This window comes from Streptomyces sp. MK7 (assembly GCF_032658145.1).
GTDB classification, from domain to species: Bacteria; Actinomycetota; Actinomycetes; order Streptomycetales; family Streptomycetaceae; genus Streptomyces; species Streptomyces spiralis.
Genome location: NZ_JAVACL010000008.1, coordinates 12,451 through 31,375 on the forward strand (window position 1 = coordinate 12,451; position 18,925 = coordinate 31,375).

An 18,925-nucleotide genomic window follows, 5' to 3' on the forward strand; every position below is an offset into this window, starting at 1 on the left:
TCCAGATATGAGCAATGCCGCGCCACCACGCAAGGCACCCGACCAGCCGTGGCGCACCGAAGGCACCCCGGAGGAGCCGCCGAGGCGGCCCGGCGGACGGAAGCCGCGCGGCAGATGGTGGGGGCTCCTCGTCACCGCGGTGATCGTCTTCCTGGTGGCCTACGGCGGGCTGAGCTACTACAACACGGGCAACGAGCCGACGATCTCGTACACGGAGTTCAGCCGACAGGTCGACGCCGGCAACGTCAGCACGATCTACTCCAAGGGCGACGCCATCCAGGGGCAGCTGAAGAGCGCCCGCGCCAAGCCCAGCGGCGGCGGCACCTACACCAAGTTCAAGACCCAGCGGCCGGCGTTCGCCGGAGACAACCTCTGGCAGAGCCTGAGCAGGAACCATGTGACGGTGACCGCGCAGCCGGTGGTGCAGGAGCGCGGCTTCGTCTCCAACCTGCTGCTGTCGCTGGCGCCGATCGCGGTCCTGGCGGTGCTGTGGATCTTCTTCGCACGGCGGATCGGAGCGGGGCTGGGCGGAGCCGGCGGCCTGTTCGGCCGCAGGACACCGCCCCGGCCGGTGGAGCTGCGGCCGGGCACCCAGCGCACGACCTTCGCCGACGTGGCCGGAATCGACGAGGTCAAGGGCGAGCTGGACGACGTCGTCGACTTCCTGAAGTATCCGGACGACTACCGCCGCATGGGCGCCAAGATGCCGCGCGGTGTGCTGCTCACGGGCCCGCCCGGCACCGGCAAGACGCTGCTCGCGCGGGCGGTGGCCGGTGAGGCGGGGGTGCCGTTCTTCTCGGCGTCCGCGTCCGAGTTCATCGAGATGATCGTCGGCGTCGGCGCCTCCCGGGTGCGCGAGTTGTTCGCGGAGGCCCGCAAGGTAGCCCCGTCGATCATCTTCATCGACGAGATCGACACCATCGGCCGGATGCGGGGCGGCGGCGCGTCGATGGGCGGCCACGACGAGCGCGAGCAGACGCTGAACCAGATCCTGACCGAGATGGACGGCTTCTCCGGCTCCGAGGGCGTGATCGTGCTGGCCGCGACCAACCGCGCCGACGTCCTGGACCCGGCCCTGACCCGCCCGGGCCGCTTCGACCGGCTGGTCACGGTCGCGCAGCCGGACCGGGGCGGCCGCGAGGCGATCCTGCGGATCCACACCCGGGACATCCCGCTCGCCCCGGACGTCGACCTCGCCCGGGTGGCCCGTACGACCCCGGGCATGACCGGTGCCGAACTGGCCAACCTGGCCAACGAGGCCGCCCTGCTCGCGGTCAAGCGGCGGCAGCGGGCGGTCACCCGGGCCGACTTCTCCGAGGCCCTGGAGAAGGTGCAGCTCGGCGCGGAACGCGCCCTGGTGATGCCCGAGGAGGAGCGCCGGCGCACCGCCTACCACGAGAGCGGGCACGCTTTGCTGGGCATGCTCCAGCCCGGCGCCGACCCGGTCCGCAAGATCACCATCGTGCCGCGCGGAAGGGCGCTCGGGGTGACCCTGTCGACGCCGGAGTCCGACAAGTACGCGTACACCGAGGAGTACCTGCGCGGCCGGATCATCGGCGCGCTCGGCGGCATGGCCGCGGAGCACGTGGTCTACAGGGTGATCACGACCGGCTCGGAGAACGACCTGGAACAGGTCACCAACATCGCGCGCGGGATGGTGGCCCGCTGGGGCATGAGCGAGCACCTGGGCCGCCTGTCGGCCCTGCCCAGCGACGCCCAGCAGGCCTACGGGCTGGCCGCCGCGCCGCAGACCCTCGACACCATCGACACCGAGATGCGGCGCATCGTCGACGAGTGCTACGAGGAGGCGTGCCGCAAGCTGGGCGACCACCGCGGGCAGCTGGACGCGCTGGCCGCGGCCCTGCTGGAGAACGAGACGCTGGAGGAGGCCGACGCCTACCGGGTCGCCGGCATACCGCGCCTGAAGAAGGACCCGGAGCCGGCCGCGGCGGACCCGGGACAGCCCCCTGGGCACACCCCCTGACAGGCGGCTAGGCGGTCCGCGCGATCAGGTAGCGGAACACGTTCGGCATCCACACGGTGCCGTCGGGCCGCTGGTGGGTGTGCAGGGCCTCCGTCAGCTCCTTGCCGACCTGGTTCTCGTCACTCGCCGCGATCGCCGTGTCGAACAGCCCCGTGGAGAGCATGCCGCGGACCGCGCTGTCCAGGCCGGCGTATCCGAAGGGGCAGGCCACCCGGCCGGAGCCGTCCGGGCGCAGACCGGCGCTGCGGGCCACCTCCTCCAAGCCGTCGCGCAGCGCGGCCGGAGGATCGGCCGGGCGGACCACCGCGCGCACCACCGAGGATGTGGCGCACCGCTCGGGCGGTCCCCAGCCCGCCAGCACCACCGGCGCCCCGCGTTCGGCGAGCGGCGCGGCCGCGATGAGCTGCCCGGCGAGAGCGGCCGAGTCGCCCGCGAGGCACCCGATGGGCTCGAAGGCGGTCACCAGGGTGTACGCGGGCGTGACCGTGCCGGAGGTGTCCGTGAGGTCGTCGACCGGTCCGTCGAGGACGCGGGCGTCCGCACGCGCGCGCGTGCCCCATGCCTCCGGCTGCAGCCGCTGCCGTGCGAGAGCGAGCCGTTCGGGTGAGGAGGGGTCGACGCCGGTGACCGCCGCTCCTCTGGAGGCGGCCATGAGCAGGGCGAGCCCGGAGCCGCAGCCGAGGGCGAGCACCCTGCTGCCGCGGCCCACCTCCAGTCGCTCGTGGACGGCCTCGTAGAGCGGCACCAGCATCCGCTCCTGGATCTCGGCCCAGTCACGCGCGCGGGCCCGCAGATCCACCCGGGGCGCCGGCCCGGCGAGTTCCGCATGCTGCCGCACGAGCGTAGGTGTCATGGATAAGCGCCCCAATCCGCCGAGAGGTTGCCGCTGCCCGATTCCGTCGCCCCCGTGCGCCGCACTTCCCGTATGCCAGGTAACTCCCCGCTCCGCACGGCGTCCAGGGGTCGTGAGGCCATGGTTGGTGCCTTCCGGGCACCTGGCGCGAGATTTCACAGTCCGGTAACCCGGGCCTCGCCGCGCCGTACGGTCGCCCCCCGGAGCGGGCCGGTGCGGGACGCCGGGGACGCGCCCGGTAACGTCACGGTCGTCGCGCACGCTGACCCAGGTACAGGCTTCCGCTTCGGAAGCGGCCGAAACGCCTCTTGCACATCGTCCGAGGACATGCGCACCGGTGTGCGAGCCGGTCCTACGCGCGGGTGCGTACGCGGGACTACGCACCACCTTGATACGAGCTGTGAGGCTTCTCCGCAGTTCAGCGCACCCGCCCTCGTCAGGACGCATCAGCGGCAACTGACGGGTACGTGCAAATTATTTGGGATGCCCCGGAATAGGAACACAGTGGGCCCCACGCTCGTTCTCATTACGTGAGCACGACACAGACACCACCTGTTCTCGCCGCGGAACTGGCGCAGGCGTGGGCCGACATTCAGCGGTACCACCCCGAGCTGCCGGATCTCGCCGCGCCGGAGTCCCTGATCGGGGAGTCGTCGTCCGCATGCGGACACGAACTCTCCTTCGAGCGACTGCTCCATGAGGCAGTCCACGGCATCGCCGCCGCGCGCGGAGTGCGCGACACCTCGCGCGCCGGCCGCTACCACAACCGCCGGTTCCTCGCCATCGCCGAGGAGCTGGGCCTGGACCACCCGGAGGAGCCGCACCCGAGCAGCGGCTTCTCGCTGGTCACGCTCAGCCCCGAGGCGAAGCGGCGCTACCGGCCGACGATCGAGCGCCTCCAGCGCGCGCTGAAGGCGCACACGGCCGCCACGTCCGCCGACACCAGCCGCACCTTCCGCGGCCCGGCGGCCCGGCACGGCTCCTCCGGTGGCGGGGTACGGGTCAAGGCGGTCTGTGACTGCGGCCGCAACGTCCGGGTCGTCCCCTCGGTCCTGGCCCAGGCCCCGATCATGTGCGGTGGCTGCGGCAAGCCGTTCAGGATCCCGGAGATCGTGGGCGCCGCGGCGAGCTGAGGTACGGCTGCTCGTGGCAGCCGTACCCCGGAGCCGCGCCTCGAGCACCCGGAACGCCGGGTGCCGGTCAGGTGTGCCCGCGCGTGGCAGGTCCACCCCGTGCCAGAGGCGACCCGCGGCGTATGGCACAATGACTAGCTGTACTCGACAGCCGCACAGGACCCCTCTCTCCTCCGGCTGACGCGTCCATCGGGCACTCGGGTACCGCAACCCCACGCGGCGTCTCCGCCGTGCCCAACCACGTCAAATCCAGGAGAACCCACTCCCGTGGCAGTCAAGATCAAGCTGAAGCGTCTGGGCAAGATCCGTTCGCCTCACTACCGCATCGTCGTCGCCGACTCCCGTACCCGCCGTGACGGCCGGGCCATCGAGGAGATCGGTCTATACCACCCGGTGCAGAACCCCTCGCGCATCGAGGTCAACGCCGAGCGTGTGGCGTACTGGCTCTCCGTCGGCGCCCAGCCCACCGAGCCCGTGCTCGCCATCCTGAAGAAGACCGGCGACTGGCAGAAGTTCAAGGGCGAGCCCGCCCCTGCGCCGCTGCTGCAGCCGCAGGAGAAGGCCACGCGTCCGTCGTTCGAGGCCCTTGGTGGCGAGGACGAGGGCAAGGGTGAGGCGATCACCCAGAAGAAGAAGGCTGAGAAGAAGGACGAGGCGGCCGCCGAGTCCGAGTCGACCGAGGCCTGAGCAGCATGCTCGAAGAGGCGCTTGAGCACCTCGTGAAGGGCATCGTCGACAACCCTGACGATGTGCAGGTCGCCTCGCGCAACCTGCGCCGCGGACGCGTGCTGGAGGTCCGGGTCCACCCCGACGACCTCGGCAAGGTGATCGGTCGCAACGGCCGCACCGCACGCGCCCTGCGCACCGTCGTGGGTGCCATCGGCGGTCGTGGCGTCCGTGTCGACCTCGTCGACGTGGACCACGTCCGCTGACGCATCGCAACCGGCTCGGGCCGGGGAGGGCCACTGGGCCGTCCCCGGCCCGCAGTCGTATGACAGGAGATTTGGACACGTGCAGCTGGTAGTCGCACGGATCGGCCGTGCCCATGGCATCAAGGGCGAGGTCACCGTGGAGGTCCGCACCGACGAGCCGGAACTCCGGCTCGCGCCCGGCGCCGTACTCGCCACCGAGCCCGCCTCCGCGGGACCGCTCACCATCGAGACCGGGCGCGTCCACAGCGGCCGTCTCCTGCTGCGCTTCGAGGGCGTCAGCGACCGCAGCGCCGCCGAAGCCCTCCGCAACACCCTGCTCATCGCCGAGGTGGACCCGGACGAGCTGCCCGAGGAGGAGGACGAGTACTACGACCATCAGCTGATCGACCTCGACGTGGTCACCGAGGACGGGGAGACGGTCGGCCGGATCAGCGAGATCTCGCACCTGCCCTCCCAGGACCTGTTCATCGTCGAGCGTCCGGACGGCACCGAGGTGATGATCCCGTTCGTCGCGGAGATCGTCACCGGGATCGACCTGGAGGAGCAGCGGGCCGTCATCGCACCGCCGCCGGGTCTGATCGACGACCGCGCCGAGATCGCTTCCTCACGGGACGCCGCCTCCTGGCGGGCCTCCGAGGCCGCCAAGGGCTCAGAGGCCCCCCAGACCGCCGAGGACTCCGAGGACTCCGGAGACGAGTCCTGATGCGCCTCGACGTCGTCACGATCTTCCCCGAGTACCTGGAGCCGCTGAACGTCTCCCTCGTCGGCAAGGCACGCGCGCGTGGGCAGTTGAACGTGCACGTGCACGATCTGCGCTCCTGGACGCACGACCGCCACAACACGGTCGACGACACGCCGTACGGCGGCGGTCCCGGCATGGTGATGATGACCGGGCCCTGGGGCGACGCCCTGGACTCCGTCCTCGCCGACGGCTACGAGACCGGCTCCCACGCGCCCGCGCTGATCGTCCCGACCCCCAGCGGACGCCCCTTCACCCAGGAACTCGCCGTCGAGCTCTCCGAACGCCCCTGGCTGATCTTCACCCCGGCCCGCTACGAGGGCATCGACCGCCGGGTCGTGGACGAGTACGCGACCCGCGTGCCCGTCTACGAGGTGTCCATCGGCGACTACGTGCTCGCCGGCGGAGAGGCGGCCGTCCTGGTCGTCACGGAGGCCGTGGCCCGGCTGCTGCCCGGTGTCCTCGGCAACGCCGAGTCCCACCGGGACGACTCCTTCGCCCCCGGCGCCATGGCGAGCCTGCTGGAGGGCCCCGTCTACACCAAGCCGCCCCGGTGGCGCGAGCGCGGCATCCCCGAGGTGCTGCTCAGCGGCCACCACGGGAAGATCGCCCGCTGGCGCCGCGACGAGGCCCTGCGGCGCACCACGGCCAACCGGCCCGACCTGATCGAACGCTGTGACCCCAAAGCCTTCGACAAGAAGGACCGCGAGATGCTGTCCATCCTGGGCTGGACGCCTGACCCCGCGGGCGAGCCGTACGGCCGATTTTGGCGCAGGACCGACGACGTGGAAGAATAGGCCGCTGCTGTGCGCCGTCCGGCGTGCGCCCCTGCCACAGGGGGACACGACGCCCGCCCCGACCGCACGGCTGTCCTTTTCGGAAAACCCCCTAGTTTCCGCTGATGACCTGTGGCATCGGCGAAGAAAGCAGACGAAATGTCTCACCTGCTCGACTCCGTCGACGCCGCGTCGCTGCGCAGCGACGTCCCGGCCTTCCGCCCGGGTGACACCGTCAACGTCCACGTGCGCGTCATCGAGGGCAACCGCTCCCGTGTGCAGCAGTTCAAGGGCGTGGTGATCCGCCGTCAGGGTTCCGGCGTGCGCGAGACCTTCACGGTCCGCAAGGTCTCCTTCTCCGTCGGCGTCGAGCGCACCTTCCCGGTGCACACCCCGATCGTGGAGAAGATCGAGCTCGTCACCAGGGGTGACGTGCGCCGCGCCAAGCTGTACTACCTCCGTGAGCTGCGCGGCAAGGCCGCGAAGATCAAGGAGAAGCGCGAGAGCTGAGCGCTTTTCGCGCACCGGACCGCACCACGGGTCCGGCGCGGGTTCTCAGCGGGGCGGGATAGCATTCCGCCCCGATGGACACCGAAGCACAGCCGACGGAGCGCGACCGCTCCTCCCGCCCCTCCGACACCGGAGCCGACCAGGCTCCCGGTGCGCGGGAGCCGGAGGACCGGTCGCGTTCGTCGTTGGTGGCAGAGATCACCGACTGGCTGCCCGGTGGGCGGATCACCCTGGCCGTACTGATGTGCCTGGTCCTCGTGCTGCTCCTCAACACGTTCGTGCTGCAACCGTTCCAGATCCCGAGCGGATCCATGGAGCGGGGATTGAGGATCGGGGACCGCGTTCTCGTAAACAAGTTGGCGTACCGTTTCGGAGCCGCGCCGCGGCGCGGCGATGTCGTCGTGTTCGACGGCACCGGCTACTTCGGGCACGCCGACTACATCAAACGCGTTGTGGGTGTGGGGGGTGACCATGTGGTCTGCTGTGACAAGGAGGGCAGGATCGAGGTGAACGGCCGGCCGGTCGACGAGTCGACCTTCCTGTACCCCGGCGACCGCCCCTCCACGGTGCCCTTCGACGTCGCCGTGCCCGACGGCACCCTGTTCGTCCTCGGTGACCACCGCAGTGACTCCAGCGACTCCCGCGACCATCTGGGCTCCCCGGGCGGCGGCATGATCCCCGTCGGTGACGTCGTCGGCCGGGCCGACTGGATCGTCTGGCCCTACGGCCACTGGACCCACCTCACCCGCCCCGGTGCCTACGCACGCGTGCCGGCCGCCGACCACGCGGACGGCGGCCATGGGTAACCGCGGCAAACCACGTGGCGCGCCGGTCAGCGCCGCCGACGAGCTGCTGCCCACCGGGGCCCGGCGCGCCGGCGGCTCGGCCGGCGGCCGCACCCGCGCGGAGCGGCGCAAGCTGCAGCGCAAGGTCAAGCGCAAGCGCAGGCGCTCCGCCGTCCGGGAGATCCCTCTCCTCGTCGGCGTCGCCGTGCTCATAGCCCTGGTCCTGAAGACCTTCCTCGTGCAGGCCTTCGTGATTCCGTCGGGCTCCATGGAGCAGACGATCCGCATCGGCGACCGGGTGCTGGTCGACAAGCTCACCCCGTGGTTCGGCTCCAAGCCGCAGCGTGGGGACGTGGTCGTCTTCCACGACCCGGGCGGCTGGCTGGCGGGCGAGCAGACCACGAAGAAGAACGACCCGGTCGGGGTCAAGCAGGTCAAGGAGGGCCTGACCTTCATCGGCCTGCTGCCCTCCGACAACGAGAAGGACCTCATCAAGCGGGTCATCGGCGTCGGCGGTGACCACGTCAAGTGCTGCGACGCGCAGGGGCGGGTCACCGTGAACGGCGTTCCCCTGAACGAGGGGGACTACATCTACCCGGGTGACACACCCTCCGAGCAGCCCTTCGACATCACGGTTCCGCCGGGACGGCTGTGGGTGATGGGCGACCACCGGGGCAACTCCGCCGACTCGCGCGCGCACCGCAACACGCCGTACGGCGGCACGGTCTCGGAGAAATCCGTCGTGGGCCGGGCCATGGTCATCGGCTGGCCGCTCGGCCACTGGAGCACACTGAAGGAACCGAAAACCTTCGCCGCCGTGTCCGACGCGGCGGCCGGGTCGACCGCCGCCGCCCGCCTGTCGCATAGGGTTGCCTTGGACGATCCCAACAGATCGGTTCAGCTCCCGACCCCTGCGGAACTCCCGCTCGTTATGGGAGTGGTGGGCCTGCGCCGGGCATGGCGCGGGCGGCGGCACGGAGTTAGGAGTTGGCGTGGGGGATGTGGCGGTTGGCGCACGGTCCGGCAGCGACGGCGAGGAGCACCGCGGACACCCCGTGGATGCGGCGGCCCGCCCCGCGCACCCCACCGTGGCCTCCGGGAGTGAGAGCGAAGCGGCCGAGGACAGCACGGTGACCGAGCACAACCAGACCGATGAACAAGGGACCGGCGAGACCACCTCGGAGGCGAGGAAACCCCGCTCCTTCTGGAAGGAACTGCCGATCCTGATCGGTATCGCGCTGGTGCTCGCGCTGCTGATCAAGACGTTCCTCGTACAGGCGTTCTCCATCCCCTCGGACTCGATGCAGGACACCCTGCAGCGCGGCGACCGGGTCCTGGTGGACAAGCTGACCCCCTGGTTCGGCTCCGAGCCCGACCGCGGCGAGGTCGTCGTCTTCCACGACCCGGACGACTGGCTGGCCGGTGAGCCGACGGCCAAGCCCAACGCCCTGCAGACGGTGCTCAGCTGGATCGGTCTGATGCCGTCCGCGGAGGAGAAGGACCTGATCAAGCGGGTCATCGGCGTCGGCGGCGACACCATCGAGTGCCACGGCACCGGTCCTGTGATCGTCAACGGCAAGGCGCTGGAGGAGTCGTCGTACGTCTACCCCGGCAACACGCCGTGCAGCCAGGACGACCAGGGCGGCCAGTTCAAGGTGACCGTGCCCGACGGCTACATCTGGGTCATGGGTGACCACCGGCAGAATTCCCGGGACTCGCGCTACAACCAGGCCGACAGGAACCACGGCATGGTCCCGGTCAAGGACGTCGTCGGACGCGCCATCGTGCGGGCCTGGCCGGTCAACCGCTGGGGCACCCTGCCCGTGCCCGACACCTTCGACCAGCCCGGCCTCGGCCAGCAGCAGCCCACGGCCGCGGGCGCTCTGACGGTGGCTCCGGGCGGCGCGGCGCTCAGCGCGGCCGTGCCGCTGGTGGTGTGGCGCCGCAGGCGGACCGCGAAGGCCGAGAGCGGCACCGGCGACAGGACGACAGCCGCCGGGAGCCGCTGAGGGCCCTTCGGCGGAGGCGCTCCGCCCGTACGGACCCCGCCCCGGGCGGAGGTGTTGCGGTGAAGCCGGTCGTGGCGTGCCGCCCCGTGTGAAGCCGCCGTGGAGCTCTTCCCCGCGGGCACGGCAGGGGCTGCCCCGCCTGGGTACCGCCCGGTAGGGTGCGGGTCCATGGGTGGCGAGAGCACGACGCGTACGGCCCCGCGCAGCGGCGGCACAGGCACGAGCCCGGCGGGCGGCAGGACGGGACAGAGGCTGTCCGGGCTGGCCGTGGCACTGGGTCTGGTGCTGTTCCTCGGCGGATTCGCGTGGGCGGCGGTGATCTACCGGCCGTACACCGTCCCCACCAGTTCCATGACGCCGACGATCGCCATGGGCGACCGGGTGCTCGCCCAGCGCGTCGACGGCGACGAGATCCGCCGCGGTGACGTCGTCGTCTTCTACGACAAGAGCTGGGTGTCGAACGCGCCCGTGGTCAAGCGCGTGGTGGCTGTCGGCGGCGACACGGTCTCCTGCTGCACGCAGGGCAAGCTGACCGTCAACGGCAAGCAGATCGACGAGCCGTACCTGAAGGGCGGCGTCGCCGAGGACAAGACCATCCCGACCGTGAAGGTCCCCGAGGGCCGCCTGTTCCTGCTCGGCGACGAACGCCAGGGCTCCCTCGACTCCACCGCCCACCTCGACGACGCGGCCAAGGGCACCGTGGCCCGCGCCGATGTGACGGCCCGCGTCGACGCCGTCGTCTGGCCCATGAAGGGCATGCTTCAGCGCCCCAGCGGCTTCGAGCAGCTGGGCGCCCTCTCCCGGCCGGGACCGCTGCGCACGATCGTCCTGCTGGTCGTCGCCGGCGCCGTCCTGGTCCTCGCCGGTGGCGCCTACGGTCCGATCGCCAAGCGGCTGGGCCGCTCCCGCGCCCGGACGGAGCCGGCCGGTGCTCGCTGAGTCCCAGGGGGTGGACGGCGACGGGCTGCGCAAGGTGGCCCGGGTGGTCCTGCTCGACCCCGCGGACCGCATCCTGCTCCTCCACGGCCACGAGCCGGGCGATCCGGCCGACGACTGGTGGTTCACGCCCGGCGGCGGCCTGGAGGGCGAGGAGAGCCGCGAGGAGGCCGCTTTGCGGGAACTCGCGGAGGAGACCGGCATCACCGAGGTCGAGCTCGGGCCGGTGCTGTGGCGGCGCAGGTGCTCCTTCCCGTTCGCGGGCCGCCGCTGGGACCAGGACGAGTGGTACTACCTGGCCCGTACGACCCAGACGGCGACCGCCGCGACGGCCCTGACGGAACTGGAGCGGCGCAGCGTCGCCGGAGCGCGCTGGTGGACGTGTGAGGAACTGGCCCGGGCACGTGAGACGGTGTATCCGACCAGACTCGCCGAGCTGCTGCGCACACTGCTCGACGAAGGTCCTCCGGCCGGGCCCGTGACTCTGGACACCGAAATCGTCTAGGGGCTCGCGGGACTGGCGCACAATGGGGGGACCGTACGGCTGAAGGGGAACATGCCATGAGCGCCGAGGACCTCGAGAAGTACGAGACCGAGATGGAGCTCAAGCTCTACCGGGAGTACCGCGATGTCGTCGGTCTGTTCAAATACGTGATCGAGACCGAGCGGCGCTTCTACCTCACCAACGACTACGAGATGCAGGTGCACTCGGTCCAGGGTGAGGTGTTTTTCGAGGTGACGATGGCCGATGCCTGGGTGTGGGACATGTACCGGCCGGCCCGGTTCGTCAAGCAGGTACGTGTCCTCACATTCAAGGACGTGAACATTGAGGAGCTGAACAAGAGCGACCTGGAGCTGCCCAGCGGATGAGGGCCGTCAGGCGCGGGTGGGGCGCGGCGAGGAGGACCACCCGTGTGAGTGACGGAGTTGTCCACAACCGGTGAGTAGCCCACCAAGATCCACTCCGCCGGGCCGGTTGCGTGACCGTTGGCGCCGGAGGTGGTGCCGACATGAGCAAGGCACGCAACGGACTCGGCAGGTACGGCGAGGACCTCGCCGCCCGCCGACTCGCCGGAACCGGTATGACGGTCCTGGAGCGCAACTGGCGCTGCGGCAGGACCGGTGAGATCGACATCGTGGCCCGGGACGGGGACGTCCTGGTCGTCTGCGAGGTGAAGACCCGCAGGGCGGGCACCTTCCAGCATCCGATGGCCGCGATCACACCGGAGAAGAGCCGGCGGCTGCGCGCCCTGGCGGAACGCTGGATCGCGGCCCACGGAGGAGCACCCCCGGGCGGCGTCCGCATCGACCTCGTCGGCGTCCTGCTGCCCCGGCGCGGTGCGCCCCGCGTCGAGCACGTACGGGGGGCGGCCTGATGGGATTCGCGCGTACGTGCTCCGTGGCCCTCGTCGGCGTCGAGGGCGTGGTCGTCGAGGTCCAGGCCGACCTCGAGCCGGGTGTCGCCGCCTTCACCCTGGTGGGGCTGCCGGACAAGAGCCTGACCGAGAGCCGGGACCGGGTGCGGGCGGCGGTGGTCAACTCCGGTGCCGAGTGGCCGCAGAAGAAGCTCACCGTCGGACTCAGCCCGGCCTCCGTGCCCAAGGCCGGCAGCGGCTTCGACCTGGCCGTGGCCTGCGCGGTGCTCGGTGCCGCCGAGCGGATCGACCCCCGGGTGCCGGCCGACGTCGTGATGATCGGGGAACTCGGCCTGGACGGCCGGGTGCGGCCCGTGCGGGGCATCCTCCCGGCGGTGCTGGCCGCCGCGGACGCCGGGTACGAACAGGTGGTCGTGCCGGAGTGCGCGGCCGCCGAGGCCTCGCTGGTGCCCGGGATCTCCGTGCTCGGCGTCCGCAGCCTGCGCCAGCTGATCGCCGTACTGACCGACGAGCCCGTGCCCGAGGAGGATCCGGACGAGCAGGGACGGCCCGACCCGCTCCTCGCCGGGCTGCGCGTGCCCGGCACCGGCGCGGCCACCGGCATGCACAGCGTGGGCGCCGCCCAGCACGACCACGGGCACGACCTCTCCGACGTCGTCGGCCAGATCTCCGCGCGCACGGCGGTGGAGGTCGCCGCGGCCGGCGGGCACCACCTGTTCCTGGAGGGACCGCCCGGCGCCGGCAAGACCATGCTCGCCGAGCGACTGCCCGGGATCCTGCCCCCGCTCGGCCGGCAGGAGTCCCTGGAGGTCACGGCGGTCCATTCGGTGGCCGGACTGCTGCCACCGGGCAAACCGCTCATCGACCTCGCCCCCTACTGCGCCCCGCACCACTCCGCGACGATGCAGGCCCTCGTCGGCGGCGGACCCGGCGTCGCCCGACCCGGCGCCGTCTCCCTCGCCCACCGCGGCGTGCTCTTCCTGGACGAGGCCCCGGAGTTCAGCAGCCACGCCCTCGACGCCCTGCGCCAGCCCCTGGAGGCCGGGCACGTGGTGATCGCCCGCAGCGCCGGGGTCGTGCGCTTCCCCGCGAGGTTCCTGATGGTGCTCGCGGCCAACCCGTGCCCCTGCGGCCGGTTCTCGCAGCGTGACAGCCTGTGCGAGTGCCCGCCCTCGGCCATCCGGCGCTACCAGGCCCGGCTCTCCGGACCGCTGCTCGACCGGGTGGACCTGCGGGTCGAGGTCGATCCGGTCACCCGGTCGGAGCTCACCCGCGACGCCCGGGGGGAGTCCACGGCGACCGTGGCCGACCGGGTGCGGGCGGCCCGGGAGCGCGCGACGGCGCGGCTGGCGGGCACGCCCTGGCGGTCCAACAGCGAGGTGCCGGGACGCGAGCTGCGCAGCCGCTGGCACGCGGCGGCCGGCGCGCTGGACGAGGCCGAGCGCAATCTGGAACGCGGTGTGCTCACGGCCCGCGGGCTCGACCGGGTCCTCCGGGTCGCCTGGACGGTGGCGGACCTCGCCGGCCACGACCGCCCGGACGCCTCCGACGTCGCCCTGGCACTGCAACTGCGCACCGGGGTCCCCCGCGGCGTACCCATGACCATCGGGACACCCGCATGAGCCCGCAGCGGAGCCCCGGCGGGAGCGATGAAGGCAGGCGGAACCCCGAGCGTGACGCGGACGGCGGGTGCGGCCCAGATGGCCAGGGTGGTGCTCATGGCGGGCGTGGCCCTGACGGCGCGCGTGACGCGGACGGCAGGCGTGGCGCCGGTGACGGGCCTGAGCTGCTTGCCCGGGTCTTTCTCAGCCGGGTCGTCGAGCCGGGGGACGAGACCGCGGGGCGGTGGGTGAGGGAGCTGGGGGTCGTGGCCGTGGCGCGGCGGTTGCGGGAGGGCGCGCCGCGGCTCGCCGGGGTCTCGGACAAACGGTGGGCCGGCCTGTGCGCACGGGCCGCGCGGGCCGATCCCGAACGGGACCTCGCCGTCGCGCGGGACGCGGGGGTGCGGTTCGTGCGTCCCGGCGACACCGAGTGGCCCGCCCAGCTCGACGACCTGGGCGACGCCCGCCCCACCGGACTGTGGGTGCGCGGCCGGGCCGGCCTGCGGATCTGGGCCCTGCGCTCGGTCGCCTTGGTCGGCGCCCGCGCCTGCACCGAGTACGGCGCCCACATGGCCGCCGGCCTCGCCGCCGGGCTCGCCGAACGCGGCTGGGTGGTGGTGTCCGGGGGCGCCTACGGAGTCGACGGCGCCGCGCACCGCGGCGCACTCGGCAGCGGCGGTGCCACCGTCGCCGTCCTGGCCTGCGGCGTCGACCGGCCCTATCCGCGCGGGCACACCGAGCTGATCAGCAGGATCGCCCAGCAAGGACTCGTGGTCGGGGAACTGCCTCCCGGCGACCACCCCACGCCGAGCAGGTTCATCGTCCGCAACAGAGTCATCGCGGCCCTCACTCGCGGCACCGTCGTGGTGGAGGCCGCCTACCGCAGCGGTTCGCTGGTCACCGCCCGGGCCGCACAACGGCTCGGCCGCCACACCATGGGGGTCCCCGGCCCGGCCACCAGCGCGCTCTCCGCCGGCGTCCACGAACTGCTGCGCGGCGGGGCGACGCTGGTCACCGACGCCGCGGAAGTCGTCGAGCTGATCGGCGACATGGGCGAGCTGGCCCCGGACCGGCGCGGCCCCGTTCTCCCGCGCGACCTGCTGGAACCGGAGGCCCGACAGGTCCTGGCCGCGCTCCCCGGACGCGGCGCGGCGGACGCGGCCGAGATCGCCCGCGGCGCCCGGACGACGCCGGACGACGCGATCGCGAGACTGTACGAACTCCGATCGCTTGGCTACGTCGAACGACATGGCGACGGATGGAAGTTGACACGCCAGGCGATGATCTCCGTCCGGGCAGGCCGGGAGGGGTGCTGACCGAGCGTGTTCGACCGTCCGGGGGAACGCCGACGGCTGCGTAAATTACCGCAGTTGGGCGTTTTGTTGGTTACCCAGGGTGACGCCGCTGACCTGGTGGAGCGCCGTGCGGAACGAATCTGCGCACGCCCCGGGCCCCGTCGTTCGCGCACCGCGACACTCCAGTCACGCTACGCTCACGTGGTTCCGATACAGAAACCCGATCCCCGACCCATACGACAACTCACCCAGGAAGCCGCACCCACGGCAGAACGGCACAAGGCGACGAATGCCCCAGCACACCTCCGGCTCCGACCGGGCGGAGATCCCCCCAGCCGCCCGCGACGGCGGCAGCGTGCGGCCGCCCGCTCCCTCGACGCTCGACGAGCTGTGGCGGTCGTACAAGGCGACGGGGGACGACCGGCTGCGTGAGCAGCTGATCCTGCACTACTCACCCTTGGTGAAGTATGTGGCGGGCCGGGTGAGCGTGGGCCTGCCGCCCAATGTGGAGCAGGCCGACTTCGTGTCCTCCGGGGTCTTCGGGCTGATCGACGCGATCGAGAAGTTCGACATCGACCGGGAGATCAAGTTCGAGACCTATGCGATCACCCGGATCCGGGGCGCCATGATCGACGAACTGCGCGCACTGGACTGGATCCCCCGCTCGGTGCGGCAGAAGGCACGGAACGTCGAGCGGGCGTACGCCACGCTGGAGGCCCGGCTGCGGCGCACCCCGTCGGAGAGCGAGGTGGCCGCCGAGATGGGCATCGCGGTCGACGAACTCCACGCCGTCTTCAGCCAGTTGTCGCTGGCCAACGTGGTGGCGCTGGAGGAGCTGCTGCACGTGGGCGGAGAGGGTGGCGACCGGCTCAGCCTCATGGACACGCTGGAGGACACCGCCGCCGACAACCCGGTGGAGGTGGCCGAGGACCGGGAGCTGCGCCGGTTCCTGGCCCGGGCGATCAACACCCTGCCCGAGCGGGAGAAGACCGTCGTCACGCTGTACTACTACGAGGGCCTCACACTCGCCGAGATCGGCAACGTGCTGGGAGTGACCGAGAGCCGGGTCAGCCAGATCCACACCAAGTCGGTGCTGCAACTGCGCGCCAAGCTGGCGAGCTTCGGCCGCTGACCCCCGGACCTGATCCGCCGCACCTGACCCGCAGGGCATGACCTGCCGGGACCCGGGCCGCCCCGACCCGGGTGGCGCCTCCGTACAGACCCGGGTAGCGCCTCCGTACAGTGGTCGACGTGCCAAGGATTCGAGCGGCCTCCGTGGCCGAGCACCGGTCGATGCAGCGAGCCGCCCTGCTGGACGCGGCGCGGACCCTGCTGTCCGAAGGCGGGACGGAGGCGCTGACCTTCCCCGCCCTGGCCGAGCGGACGGGGCTGGCGCGGTCGTCGGTCTACGAGTACTTCCGGTCGCGGGCCGCCGTGGTCGAGGAGCTGTGCGAGGTCGACTTCCCGGTGTGGGCCGCGGAGGTCTCGGCAGCGATGGCCACGGCCGACGGGCCGGAGGCCAAGGTCGAGGCTTACGTCCGCAAGCAGCTGGAACTCGTCGGGGACCGGCGGCACCGGGCCGTGGTGGCGATCTCGGCGAGCGAGCTGGACGCGGGGGCGCGCGAGAAGATCCGCGCCGCGCACGGCGAACTCGTCGCGATGATCGTCGAGGCGCTGGGGGAGCTGCGCCACGGGCAGCCCCGGCTGGCGGCGATGATGCTGCAAGGGGTGGTGGACGCGGCCGTGCGGAGGATCGAGCTGGGGGCCGCCGAGGAGCCTGCTGTTGTGGCGGAGGTGGCGGTCGGGGTGGCGTTGCGGGGGGTTCGCGGCTGAGGGTCGTCCGTGGCCGGCGGGGGACGACGGCTTGCCGCGCGTGCGGGTGCCGCCGCGCCCACTTGTGCCGCCCGATGCCGCACCTCACCGCGTTGTCGTCGGTCGCCGATGCTCCGCATCGGCTCCCTCCTCCGCCAGGCGACGCTCCCCCACTGGCTGAACGGCGCGGAGGGCACCCCCACCGCCGGCCACCCCTCCCTGATCCGGCCCGATCGACGAGACACCCCCTGGAGCGTCGGCACGCCCAGTACCGGCAGCAGCCTCGGCGGGGCCGGGTTCAGTAGCCGGGGCGGGAGGAGCAGGAGGGGGTTCAGATACGCCTCCCCTCTCAGCAGGCCCCAGTGCAGGCACCCCGTCGCGCAGTGCGAGGCGGCGCCCGGTGCCGTCTGCTCCACCGTGCCGAGCACCTCGCCCGCATCCACTTCGTCGCCCTTTCTCACCGCGGCGCGCACCGGCTCGTAGGTCGTCCGCAGCGGAGGGGTGCCCGTACCCGCCAGCTCGACGGACACCACACCCCGTCCCGCCACCGGGCCCGCGAAGGACACCCGGCCGGCCGCCACCGCCCGTACCGGAGCGCCCGGCGGCGCCGCCAGGTCCACGCCCCGGTGCCCGGGGCCGTACTCCGTCGGCGGCGGCTCCCAGCCGCGCAGCACCGGCGGACGTACCCCCACCGGCCAGAAGCGGCCCACCGTCGGCACCGCTCCGTCCTCCGCCACCGGCCTGGGAGCCCCCACTGCCACCCGCCCAGCAGCCCCCCGCGGAGCCGGAGCACCGCCCCCGCTCGCCCACGCCACCGACGCGAGCAGGGCCACCACCGTCCCCAGCGGCAGCCCGAGCCGCACGACCACCCGTCGTTTCCCGCCCATTGCGCACATGGCCCCACGGTCCCGCACCCCGCCGCACCCCGCCGGCGCCTGTGGACAACCCGGCACTTGTGGACAACTCACCGGTTGTGGGCAGCGGCGTCACCCGGCGCCTTCCGGGTCCCGTACACTTCTGATGGCGATCCGGGTCACCGGGTCGACTTCGCACGCCCCGACACTCTGGCCGGCAACGGCCGGTGTCAGCGCCCCTCGGTCCTTCGTGGCACGGCGCACCGCGGGCGTCAGGCGCGGAAGCCGTCCGGCATCCGCGGCACAACCGAGAAACTCAAGGAGAGTACGGCCATGGCCGTCGTCACGATGCGGGAGCTGCTGGAGAGCGGCGTCCACTTCGGTCACCAGACCCGCCGTTGGAACCCGAAGATGAAGCGCTTCATCTTCACCGAGCGCAACGGCATCTACATCATCGACCTGCTCCAGTCGCTGTCGTACATCGACCGCGCCTACGAGTTCGTCAAGGAGACCGTCGCCCACGGCGGCACGGTCATGTTCGTCGGTACGAAGAAGCAGGCGCAGGAGGCCATCGCCGAGCAGGCCACCCGCGTCGGCATGCCCTACGTCAACCAGCGCTGGCTGGGCGGCATGCTCACCAACTTCTCGACCGTCTACAAGCGCCTGCAGCGCCTGAAGGAACTCGAGCAGATCGACTTCGAGGACGTGGCCGCCTCCGGCCTCACCAAGAAGGAGCTGCTGGTCCTCTCCCGCGAGAAGGCCAAGCTGGAGAAGACCCTCGGCGGTATCCGCGAGATGCAGAAGGTGCCCAGCGCCGTCTGGATCGTGGACACCAAGAAGGAGCACATCGCGGTCGGCGAGGCCCGGAAGCTCAACATCCCGGTCGTGGCCATCCTCGACACCAACTGCGACCCCGACGAGGTCGACTACAAGATCCCGGGCAACGACGACGCGATCCGCTCCGTCACCCTGCTCACCCGCGTGATCGCCGACGCCGTCGCCGAGGGCCTCATCGCCCGCTCCGGCGTGGCCGCCGGTGAGAAGGGCGAGAAGGCCGCGGGCGAGCCGCTCGCCGAATGGGAGCGCGACCTGCTCGAGGGTGAGAAGAAGGCTGAAGAGGCTCCGGCCGCCGAGGCCGAGAAGCCGGCCGAGGCCGCCGCTGCAGAGGCTCCGGCTGCTGAGGCTCCGGCTGCTGAGGCTCCGGCTGCTGAGGCTCCGGCTGCTGAGGCCCCGGCTGCCGAGGCCCCGGCCGCCGAGGGCGAGCAGCAGGCCTGACCCGTCAGCGTCAGCGTTGACGGCGGGAGCGGTGCATGAAGTCCGCTCCCGCCGT

General features: G+C 71.9%; 20 protein-coding genes and 1 pseudogene. 19 read left to right on the forward strand and 2 right to left on the reverse strand.

The genetic code is table 11. The annotated features are described in order from the left end of the window. Positions 1–7 precede the first annotated feature (7 nt). Complete coding sequence (ftsH, locus tag R2S09_RS12490; protein ID WP_316740959.1) at positions 8–1,984, forward strand: ATP-dependent zinc metalloprotease FtsH; 1,977 nt, start codon at positions 8–10, stop codon at positions 1,982–1,984. Between the two features lie 7 nt (positions 1,985–1,991). Here the strand turns inward: ftsH and R2S09_RS12495 are convergent, their stop codons facing one another. Next, positions 1,992–2,837 carry a methyltransferase domain-containing protein gene (locus R2S09_RS12495; protein WP_316740960.1) on the reverse strand — a complete coding sequence of 282 codons (846 nt, stop codon included), beginning with the start codon at positions 2,835–2,837 and terminating at the stop codon, positions 1,992–1,994. 530 nt (positions 2,838–3,367) lie between these two features. Between R2S09_RS12495 and R2S09_RS12500 the strand changes: the two genes are divergently transcribed. From R2S09_RS12500 to R2S09_RS12580, 17 genes are all read left to right on the forward strand, one after another. Continuing rightward, the gene (locus R2S09_RS12500) at positions 3,368–3,970 is read left to right on the forward strand and encodes a hypothetical protein (protein ID WP_030168278.1); all 603 of its coding nucleotides are present in this window, start codon (positions 3,368–3,370) and stop codon (positions 3,968–3,970) included. Between the two features lie 267 nt (positions 3,971–4,237). Beyond that, positions 4,238–4,657, forward strand: coding sequence for a 30S ribosomal protein S16 (gene rpsP, locus R2S09_RS12505; RefSeq protein ID WP_306190346.1), 420 nt, complete (start codon positions 4,238–4,240; stop codon positions 4,655–4,657). A 5-nt stretch (positions 4,658–4,662) separates the two neighbouring features. Then, a complete protein-coding gene (locus tag R2S09_RS12510; RefSeq protein WP_003973401.1) occupies positions 4,663–4,902 on the forward strand; it encodes an RNA-binding protein in 240 nt (79 codons plus the stop codon). A 79-nt stretch (positions 4,903–4,981) separates the two neighbouring features. Then, a complete protein-coding gene (gene rimM, locus R2S09_RS12515) occupies positions 4,982–5,605 on the forward strand; it encodes a ribosome maturation factor RimM (RefSeq protein ID WP_316740963.1) in 624 nt (207 codons plus the stop codon). Beyond that, the gene (gene trmD / locus R2S09_RS12520; protein WP_306190344.1) at positions 5,605–6,438 is read left to right on the forward strand and encodes a tRNA (guanosine(37)-N1)-methyltransferase TrmD; all 834 of its coding nucleotides are present in this window, start codon (positions 5,605–5,607) and stop codon (positions 6,436–6,438) included. Before rimM ends, trmD begins: the two co-directional genes overlap by 1 nt. Before the next feature lie 138 nt (positions 6,439–6,576). Beyond that, entirely contained in the window at positions 6,577–6,927 is a 351-nt protein-coding gene (gene rplS, locus R2S09_RS12525) for a 50S ribosomal protein L19 (protein WP_030168262.1), read from the forward strand. 74 nt (positions 6,928–7,001) lie between these two features. Beyond that, positions 7,002–7,733: a signal peptidase I gene (gene lepB / locus R2S09_RS12530; protein ID WP_316740966.1), complete on the forward strand. Its 732-nt coding sequence runs from the start codon at positions 7,002–7,004 to the stop codon at positions 7,731–7,733. Then, positions 7,726–8,817, forward strand: a complete 1,092-nt coding sequence (lepB, locus tag R2S09_RS12535) for a signal peptidase I (protein WP_306190342.1) — start codon at positions 7,726–7,728, stop codon at positions 8,815–8,817. Before lepB (R2S09_RS12530) ends, lepB (R2S09_RS12535) begins: the two co-directional genes overlap by 8 nt. Next, the gene (gene lepB, locus R2S09_RS12540; RefSeq protein WP_316740968.1) at positions 8,705–9,721 is read left to right on the forward strand and encodes a signal peptidase I; all 1,017 of its coding nucleotides are present in this window, start codon (positions 8,705–8,707) and stop codon (positions 9,719–9,721) included. The genes lepB (R2S09_RS12535) and lepB (R2S09_RS12540) overlap by 113 nt, the downstream gene beginning before the upstream one ends. Positions 9,722–9,889: 168 nt before the next feature. Then, entirely contained in the window at positions 9,890–10,660 is a 771-nt protein-coding gene (gene lepB / locus R2S09_RS12545; protein ID WP_316740970.1) for a signal peptidase I, read from the forward strand. Next, positions 10,650–11,162 carry an NUDIX hydrolase gene (locus R2S09_RS12550; protein WP_306190339.1) on the forward strand — a complete coding sequence of 171 codons (513 nt, stop codon included), beginning with the start codon at positions 10,650–10,652 and terminating at the stop codon, positions 11,160–11,162. The genes lepB (R2S09_RS12545) and R2S09_RS12550 overlap by 11 nt, the downstream gene beginning before the upstream one ends. Positions 11,163–11,218: 56 nt before the next feature. After that, a complete protein-coding gene (locus tag R2S09_RS12555) occupies positions 11,219–11,527 on the forward strand; it encodes a DUF2469 domain-containing protein (RefSeq protein ID WP_018544766.1) in 309 nt (102 codons plus the stop codon). Between the two features lie 110 nt (positions 11,528–11,637). Continuing rightward, on the forward strand, positions 11,638–12,033 hold the full coding sequence (locus R2S09_RS12560; protein WP_306190337.1) for a YraN family protein: 396 nt from the start codon (positions 11,638–11,640) through the stop codon (positions 12,031–12,033). Continuing rightward, positions 12,033–13,655, forward strand: a complete 1,623-nt coding sequence (locus R2S09_RS12565) for a YifB family Mg chelatase-like AAA ATPase (RefSeq protein WP_306190335.1) — start codon at positions 12,033–12,035, stop codon at positions 13,653–13,655. Before R2S09_RS12560 ends, R2S09_RS12565 begins: the two co-directional genes overlap by 1 nt. After that, complete coding sequence (gene dprA, locus R2S09_RS12570; RefSeq protein ID WP_372337765.1) at positions 13,652–14,950, forward strand: DNA-processing protein DprA; 1,299 nt, start codon at positions 13,652–13,654, stop codon at positions 14,948–14,950. Before R2S09_RS12565 ends, dprA begins: the two co-directional genes overlap by 4 nt. Positions 14,951–15,218: 268 nt before the next feature. Continuing rightward, entirely contained in the window at positions 15,219–16,061 is an 843-nt protein-coding gene (gene whiG / locus R2S09_RS12575) for an RNA polymerase sigma factor WhiG (RefSeq protein ID WP_189900581.1), read from the forward strand. A 143-nt stretch (positions 16,062–16,204) separates the two neighbouring features. Next, on the forward strand, positions 16,205–16,762 hold the full coding sequence (locus tag R2S09_RS12580; protein WP_306190364.1) for a TetR/AcrR family transcriptional regulator: 558 nt from the start codon (positions 16,205–16,207) through the stop codon (positions 16,760–16,762). Positions 16,763–17,127: 365 nt separating this feature from the next. Here R2S09_RS12580 and R2S09_RS12585 read toward each other — a convergent pair. Beyond that, positions 17,128–17,637 (reverse strand): annotated as a pseudogene (locus R2S09_RS12585) (murein hydrolase activator EnvC family protein); the annotation flags it as partial. A 291-nt stretch (positions 17,638–17,928) separates the two neighbouring features. Here R2S09_RS12585 and rpsB point away from each other — a divergent pair. Further along, the gene (rpsB, locus tag R2S09_RS12590) at positions 17,929–18,870 is read left to right on the forward strand and encodes a 30S ribosomal protein S2 (RefSeq protein WP_316740975.1); all 942 of its coding nucleotides are present in this window, start codon (positions 17,929–17,931) and stop codon (positions 18,868–18,870) included. Positions 18,871–18,925: the final 55 nt, after the last annotated feature.